General features: G+C 61.3%; 7 protein-coding genes. 5 read left to right on the forward strand and 2 right to left on the reverse strand.

Annotated elements, in window-relative coordinates; all coding sequences use genetic code 11:
* The first annotated feature begins 164 nt into the window (after nucleotides 1-164).
* The 5 genes from QMX88_RS28320 to QMX88_RS28340 all read left to right on the forward strand — a co-directional run bounded on the left by QMX88_RS28320 (nucleotide 165) and on the right by QMX88_RS28340 (nucleotide 5,059).
* Complete coding sequence (locus QMX88_RS28320) at nucleotides 165-1,442, forward strand: L-fuconate dehydratase (RefSeq protein WP_282373558.1); 1,278 nt, start codon at nucleotides 165-167, stop codon at nucleotides 1,440-1,442.
* Nucleotides 1,443-1,606: 164 nt separating this feature from the next.
* Nucleotides 1,607-2,488, forward strand: a complete 882-nt coding sequence (locus QMX88_RS28325; protein WP_282373559.1) for an amidohydrolase family protein — start codon at nucleotides 1,607-1,609, stop codon at nucleotides 2,486-2,488.
* Nucleotides 2,485-3,261: an SDR family oxidoreductase gene (locus QMX88_RS28330; RefSeq protein ID WP_282373560.1), complete on the forward strand. Its 777-nt coding sequence runs from the start codon at nucleotides 2,485-2,487 to the stop codon at nucleotides 3,259-3,261. Before QMX88_RS28325 ends, QMX88_RS28330 begins: the two co-directional genes overlap by 4 nt.
* 10 nt (nucleotides 3,262-3,271) lie before the next feature.
* Complete coding sequence (locus QMX88_RS28335) at nucleotides 3,272-3,634, forward strand: L-rhamnose mutarotase (RefSeq protein ID WP_282373561.1); 363 nt, start codon at nucleotides 3,272-3,274, stop codon at nucleotides 3,632-3,634.
* A 192-nt stretch (nucleotides 3,635-3,826) separates the two neighbouring features.
* Nucleotides 3,827-5,059, forward strand: a complete 1,233-nt coding sequence (locus tag QMX88_RS28340; protein ID WP_282373562.1) for a sugar MFS transporter — start codon at nucleotides 3,827-3,829, stop codon at nucleotides 5,057-5,059.
* A gap of 209 nt (nucleotides 5,060-5,268) precedes the next feature.
* Here QMX88_RS28340 and QMX88_RS28345 read toward each other — a convergent pair whose 3' ends face one another.
* The gene (locus QMX88_RS28345; protein WP_282373563.1) at nucleotides 5,269-5,565 is read right to left on the reverse strand and encodes a hypothetical protein; all 297 of its coding nucleotides are present in this window, start codon (nucleotides 5,563-5,565) and stop codon (nucleotides 5,269-5,271) included.
* Nucleotides 5,558-5,713 (reverse strand): hypothetical protein, encoded by a 156-nt coding sequence (locus QMX88_RS28350; protein WP_282373564.1) that lies wholly within the window; start codon nucleotides 5,711-5,713, stop codon nucleotides 5,558-5,560. The genes QMX88_RS28345 and QMX88_RS28350 overlap by 8 nt, the downstream gene beginning before the upstream one ends.
* Between the last annotated feature and the right edge of the window lie 707 nt (nucleotides 5,714-6,420).

The following is a 6,420-nucleotide window of genomic DNA, read 5'->3' on the forward strand; positions in this document are numbered from 1 at the left end:
GAGCTTGCTCGCGAAGAGGCCAGTGCATTCCCTGCATATTCATCAGGAGTAAAGGCTTCGCGAGCAAGCTCGCTCCCACAGGTTCTGCATGCACTTGAGAGCAGTGTTTTCCTCAGTTTTTCCAATACGCCGCGCTGCCCATAACAATGCCAAAGGGACCCGCCATGACCACCATCACCGCCTTGCGCGTTGAAGACATTCGTTTCCCCACGTCGCAATTCCTCGACGGCTCCGACGCGATGAACCCGGACCCCGATTACTCGGCGGCCTACGTCATTCTCGAGACCGATCACCCCACCCTGCAGGGCCACGGCCTGACCTTCACCATCGGCCGCGGCAACGAGATCTGTTGCGCCGCGATCAACGCTCTGGCGGGCGTGATGGTCGGGCTGAAGCTGGAATGGATCGCCGAAGACATGGGCCGTTTCTGGCGCCACGTCACCAGCGACAGCCAGTTGCGCTGGATCGGCCCGGACAAGGGCGCGATTCACCTGGCGACTGGCGCCGTGGTCAATGCGACGTGGGATTTGTGGGCCAAGTCCGAGGGCAAGCCGGTGTGGCAACTGGTGGCGGAAATGACCCCGGCGCAACTGGTGCGCTGCATCGATTTTCGCTACATCACCGACTGCCTCACCCCGGACGAAGCCCTGACCCTGCTGACCGAGCGCGCCGAGGGCAAAGCACAACGGTTGCGGACGCTGCTTGCCGACGGTTACCCCTGCTACACCACCTCGGCGGGCTGGCTCGGCTACCCCGACGACAAGCTACGCCGGCTGTGTCAGGAAGCGGTCGACGGCGGTTTTTCCCACATCAAACTCAAGGTTGGCCGCGACCTGCAGGACGACATCCGCCGGGTGCGCATCGCCCGGGAAGTGCTGGGGCCGGATCGTCATCTGATGATCGACGCCAATCAGGTCTGGGAGGTCGGCGAGGCCATCGACTGGGTCCGCGAGCTGGCGTTCGCCAAACCGTGGTTCATTGAAGAACCGACCAGCCCGGACGACGTCGAAGGCCACCGCACGATTCGTCTTGGCGTGCACCCGGTGAAGGTGGCGACGGGCGAGATGTGCCAGAACCGCATCGTCTTCAAACAACTGATCATGCGTGGCGCCATCGACGTGGTGCAGATCGACGCCTGCCGCCTCGGCGGGGTCAACGAAGTGTTGGCGGTAATGCTGATGGCCGCCAAATACCGGCTGCCGGTCTGCCCCCATGCCGGCGGCGTCGGGTTGTGCGAGTACGTGCAGCACCTGTCGATGATCGACTTTCTGTGCATCGCCGGCAGCCATGAAGGGCGAGTGGTGGAGTATGTCGATCACCTGCATGAGCACTTTGAAGACCCGTGCGTGATTCGTGATGCGGCGTATTTGCCGCCGGCCGCACCGGGGTTTTCGATTCAGATGAAAGCCGCCTCGCGGGCGCGGTATGCATACAAGGGCTGAGCACACTGCCGAACCCTTGTAGGAGCGCGCTTGGTCTGTGCGGCAACCGGACGAAATGGCCGGGACACCCGATGCAGGTGTGTCGTTTGTACCTAAGCCTTCGCGAGCAAGCTCACTCCTACAATAATTGCGTGAGGCCATGAAACGGACGGAGTACAACAACAATGTCGTCCCGACACTCAAGCGTTCCGGCACCGCCCTTGCGGGTGGATGCCCATCAGCATTTCTGGACTTACGACGCCAGGGATTACCCCTGGATTGACCAGCGCCATGCTGCGTTGCAACGGGATTTTCTGCCGGGCGATTTAAAACCTCTGCTCGATCGGCATGGCATCGATGGCTGCGTCGCGGTGCAGGCGCAGCAGAGTGTCGACGAGACGGACGCACTCCTGACCCATGCGGCCGAGCATCCGTGGATCTTCGGCGTAGTCGGCTGGGCGGACCTGCGGGCGGATGGTGTCGACGAGCAATTGGCACGCTGGGCGGACGCGGAAAAACTGGTCGGCCTGCGTCACCTGGTCCAGGACGAACCGGCGCCGTCGCTGTTCCTCCAGGACCCGGCCTTCGCCCGGGGTATGCGGCAGCTGCAAACCCTCAGGATGACTTACGACGTGCTGATAAAAGACAAAGACCTGCACGCCGCCACCGATTTCTGCCAACGCCACGACCAGCATCACCTGATCCTTGATCACCTCGGCAAACCGGATCTGTCCCTGGAAGACCCCATCGCCTGGGCCGATCGCCTTGCCCCGTTGGCCGCCCTGCCCCACGTGGCCTGCAAACTGTCGGGGCTGATTACCGAAGCCGACTGGCAACGCTGGCGACCGGTGGAACTGCTGCCGTATTTCTATCTGGCGCTGGAATTGTTCGGGCCGCAACGACTGATGTTCGGCTCCGACTGGCCGGTCTGTCAGCTCGCCGGCAGTTACAGCGACGTGCACCAATTGTTCGAAACCGCCATCAGCTCGCTCTCCGTCGATGAGCAAAACGCGCTGCGCGGCGGCACCGCCATTCGCCTGTACGGCCTGCAAGGAAACTGCCCATGAATCTGCACCTGCAAGACAAGGTCATCATCGTCACCGGCGGCGGCTCGGGGATTGGCGCCGCGATCTCACTGGGGCTGGCCGAAGAAGGCGCGATCCCGGTGATCTTCGCCAATCAGCCGCTGCCTGCTGAATGGGCCGCCGAGCTGGACAGACGCCAGCCGCAGACCCTGTTCGTACAGGTCGAGCTGCGTGACGAGGCCGAATGTGCAGCGGCGGTGAGCAAGGTGCTGGGGCGCTTTGGCCGCGTCGACGGGCTGGTCAACAACGCCGGGGTCAACGACAACGTCGGGCTGGAGGCCGGTCGCAGCGCGTTCATCGAGTCGCTTGAGAAGAACCTCATTCACTACTACGTCATGGCCCATCTGTGCGTCGACGCGCTGAAAGCCAGCAAGGGCGCCATCGTCAACATCGGTTCGAAGACTGCACTCACCGGCCAGGGCGGCACCAGCGGCTACACCGCCTCGAAAGGCGCGCAACTGTCGCTGACCCGGGAATGGGCGGCGTCTTTGCTGAGCGATGGCGTGAGGGTGAACGCGGTGATTCCGGCTGAAGTGATGACGCCGCTGTACGAGCGCTGGATTTCCAGCTTCGACGACCCTGACGCGAAGCTGGCGAAGATCGTCGAGAAAATCCCCCTCGGCCAGCGCATGACCACGCCGACGGAGATTGCCGACAGCGTGCTGTTTCTGCTGTCCCCGCGAGCGTCCCACACCACCGGGCAATGGCTGGTGGTCGATGGTGGCTATACGCATCTGGATCGGGCACTGACATGAGCGCGCTGACATGAATACCGGGAGGGTTGCGCAGCGTTTTTGTCTGGCCCTGGACATGGCCAATGACGAGGCGTTGATCGCCGAGTATGAGCAACTGCACCGGCGCATCTGGCCGGAGATTGCCGAACACCTGCGCAGTCAGGCCGTCTTGGACATGCAGATCTGGCGACTGGGTACGCGGTTGTTCATGGTCATGGACACCGGCCCGGGCTTTAGCGCCGACGCGATGGACCAGGCGTCGGCGGCCAACCCCAAGGTGCTGGAATGGGAGGCGTTGATGTGGCGGTTTCAGAGACCGACGCCGTGGACGGATCCGGGGAATAAGTGGCAGCCCATGGCGCAGATTTTTAGCCTGTCGGATCAGCCGCCTTGAAGCGCTTCAATTGTGGGAGCGAGCTTGCTCGCGAAGGGGCCGAAACACCCCCTACATCTTTAGCGCCTGAAACTCCGTCTTCGTGAGCAAGCTCACTCCCACAGGTGCGAGTGCAAGGCGTCGAACCCTGCACAACCGAACATCCGCTTCGTCACGCTTCACGCTTGAACAACAACAAAAAAGGAGAGCGTTATGTTGACCAAACACAGCAAAGTCCAGACCCCGGTGTACCGGCACGCAGCGCCGTCGGTGCGGGTGGCGTTGATGCTGGTGACCAGCCTGTTTTTCCTCTGGGGCCTGTCGTACGGGCTGCTCGATGTGCTGAACAAGCACTTTCAGGAGACGCTGCACGTCAGCAAGGCCCAGTCGGGTTTGCTGCAGGCGGCGTACTTCGGCGCGTATTTCATCATCGCCCTGCCCGCCGGCTTGTTGATGGACCGCTTCGGCTACAAGGCCGGGATTCTGCTGGGCCTGTGTCTGTATGCCGCCGGCGCGTTGCTGTTCATGCCAGCGGCCAATGCGGCGAGCTTCCCGTTCTTCCTGTTTGCGCTGTTCGTCATCGCTCTGGGGCTGGGTTGTCTGGAGACGGCGGCGAATCCTTACGCCACCGTGCTGGGCGATCCGAACGGTGCGGAGCGTCGGCTCAACCTGGCGCAGTCGTTCAACGGCCTCGGCCAGTTCGTCGGACCGCTGTTGGGTGGCGCGCTGTTCTTCGGCGGCAGCAACGCCAGCAGTGACAACAGCTCGCTGCAAACCACCTACGTGGTCATCGCGGTGATCGTTCTACTGGTGGCGGCGCTGTTCGCCCGCACGCCGATGCCCGATCTGCGCGAGCAGGAGTCGAGCATCCAGCGCCATGACAACAAGACCCTCTGGCAGCACCGGGAATTCGTCGGCGGCGTGGTCACGCAGTTCTTCTACGTGGCGGCGCAGGTCGGCGTGGGCGCGTTCTTCATCAATTACGTGACCGAACACTGGGCGAGCATGACCAGCCAGAGCGCCGCGTACCTGCTGTCGGTGGCGATGATCTGCTTCATGTGCGGACGTTTCTTCAGCACCTGGCTGATGGGGCGTATCCCGGCGCAGCGGCTGCTGATGGTCTACGCGTGGATCAACGTTGTGCTGTGCGCGGCGGTGGTCAGCGGCGTGGAAAGCGTGTCGGTGGTGGCGCTGGTGGCGGTGTTCTTCTTCATGTCGATCATGTTCCCGACCATCTTCGCCATGGGCGTGAAAAACCTCGGCCCCCACACCAAACGCGGCAGCTCGTTCCTGATCATGGCCATCGTCGGCGGCGCGCTGATGCCGTATTTCATGGGACTGGTGGCGGATCATTTCTCAACAGCGCTGGCATACCTGCTGCCGCTGGGATGTTTTGTGGTGGTGGCGTTTTATGGGCGCAGCGGGTTGCGCGGGCGGGAGGCGTGATCTCGTTTTTGCGGCGTGGCAAGTGACGCCTTCCCGGCTGAAGCCGGTCCCACTATCGGGTTTCGGCCAGTCCCACTAGAGGCGCGGGATTATGTCGTGGGATCGGCCTCAGCCGGGTTTTTCCATAACCGCATCAGGTTCAGCACAAAGCTGTAACACCGGTGTTGATAAGAGCGTTGGTCCCTCGTCATCGACGATCTCGCGCCGCATCAAGTCCTGGCAAAGGTATCCCAGAGAGTTTGCCGGATAGCATCAAGTCGCGCGTTAGCCGCGATCCGCTCCTCGACGGTGTCGCGGTCTATGTAGATATCTGAAAATCCAGATTTGGAACCGGCCATAGTTCTGTAGATAGAACCAGCCTCATCCCATGCAGGCGTTCCTGCCAGAGCGCTCTCCGACAATATGCTGACAATCGCGTCAATTCCTCTGTCAAAATCTCTGCACCCCTCCCCGTGGTATATATGCTTAAGTTCTAAAAGCATACTTACAAGCATTGAGTTATTCATAGTTGCACCTCCGAGTGAAACCGTCCCAGGCGTCGTTGGCGCTTTGCAAACCATTGCTGACGCTTTGGTTGAGGTCGCTGTATTTCTGGTCCAGGTTTCGCTCGATGTCGCCCCAATTGGGCACAAGGGCCAAGAGGTCCGCTTTCATCTCACAATCCTTGGAAAGAGTCTGTCCATGTATTCGCGTAAGCGACCCTGATGCTCACTGGTGATGGCTAAGGTCGACAATAGCGGGCGCCAATCCTGCCTTATCGGTTTGCCACATTCCATAACCGTGAGGCGCAGCATTGCCCGGCGATTCACAAATACACAACCAGAAACGGCGGCCACCTATCTTCACTTTTCCATTTCTGAACGAGCGCATAAAACTTGGTGGTAGAGGGAAGGCATTTACTGGCCGCCGCCGCACAGATTCGTCCGCGCGGAACTACCAAATATGGCTCCCGCCCCACGTACGTTGACGGATTGATTCTCAGGGCGTGGAAGATGAGGCGTGCAGCCTTCCCGGCTGAAGCCGGTCCCACGAGTCGGCGTTCCAGCCAGTCCCGCTGGAGGCATGCGATGCCTTAGTAGGACCGGCTTTAGCCGGGAAGAGGCCGGTGGCAGTGCTCTCATTTTTGCGGCGTGAGGATTGACGCTTTCCCGGCTGAAGCCGGTCCTACCAATCAGGCATCTAGCTATTGATGATCGTTCCCACGCTCTGCGTGGGCATGCATCTTGTGACGCTCTGCGTCGCCTTGCGCGAAAGCCGGATTGTGCGTCGTCTCAGGGGCGCAGAGCGCCCGACCCGGCGTTGCCCCCCCCCCCCGGGGGGCGCGCAGATTTTGGGGGGTTTTAAAAACATGCCCCGGCGCC

This window comes from Pseudomonas sp. PS02290 (assembly GCF_029960075.1).
Taxonomy (GTDB): domain Bacteria; phylum Pseudomonadota; class Gammaproteobacteria; order Pseudomonadales; family Pseudomonadaceae; genus Aquipseudomonas.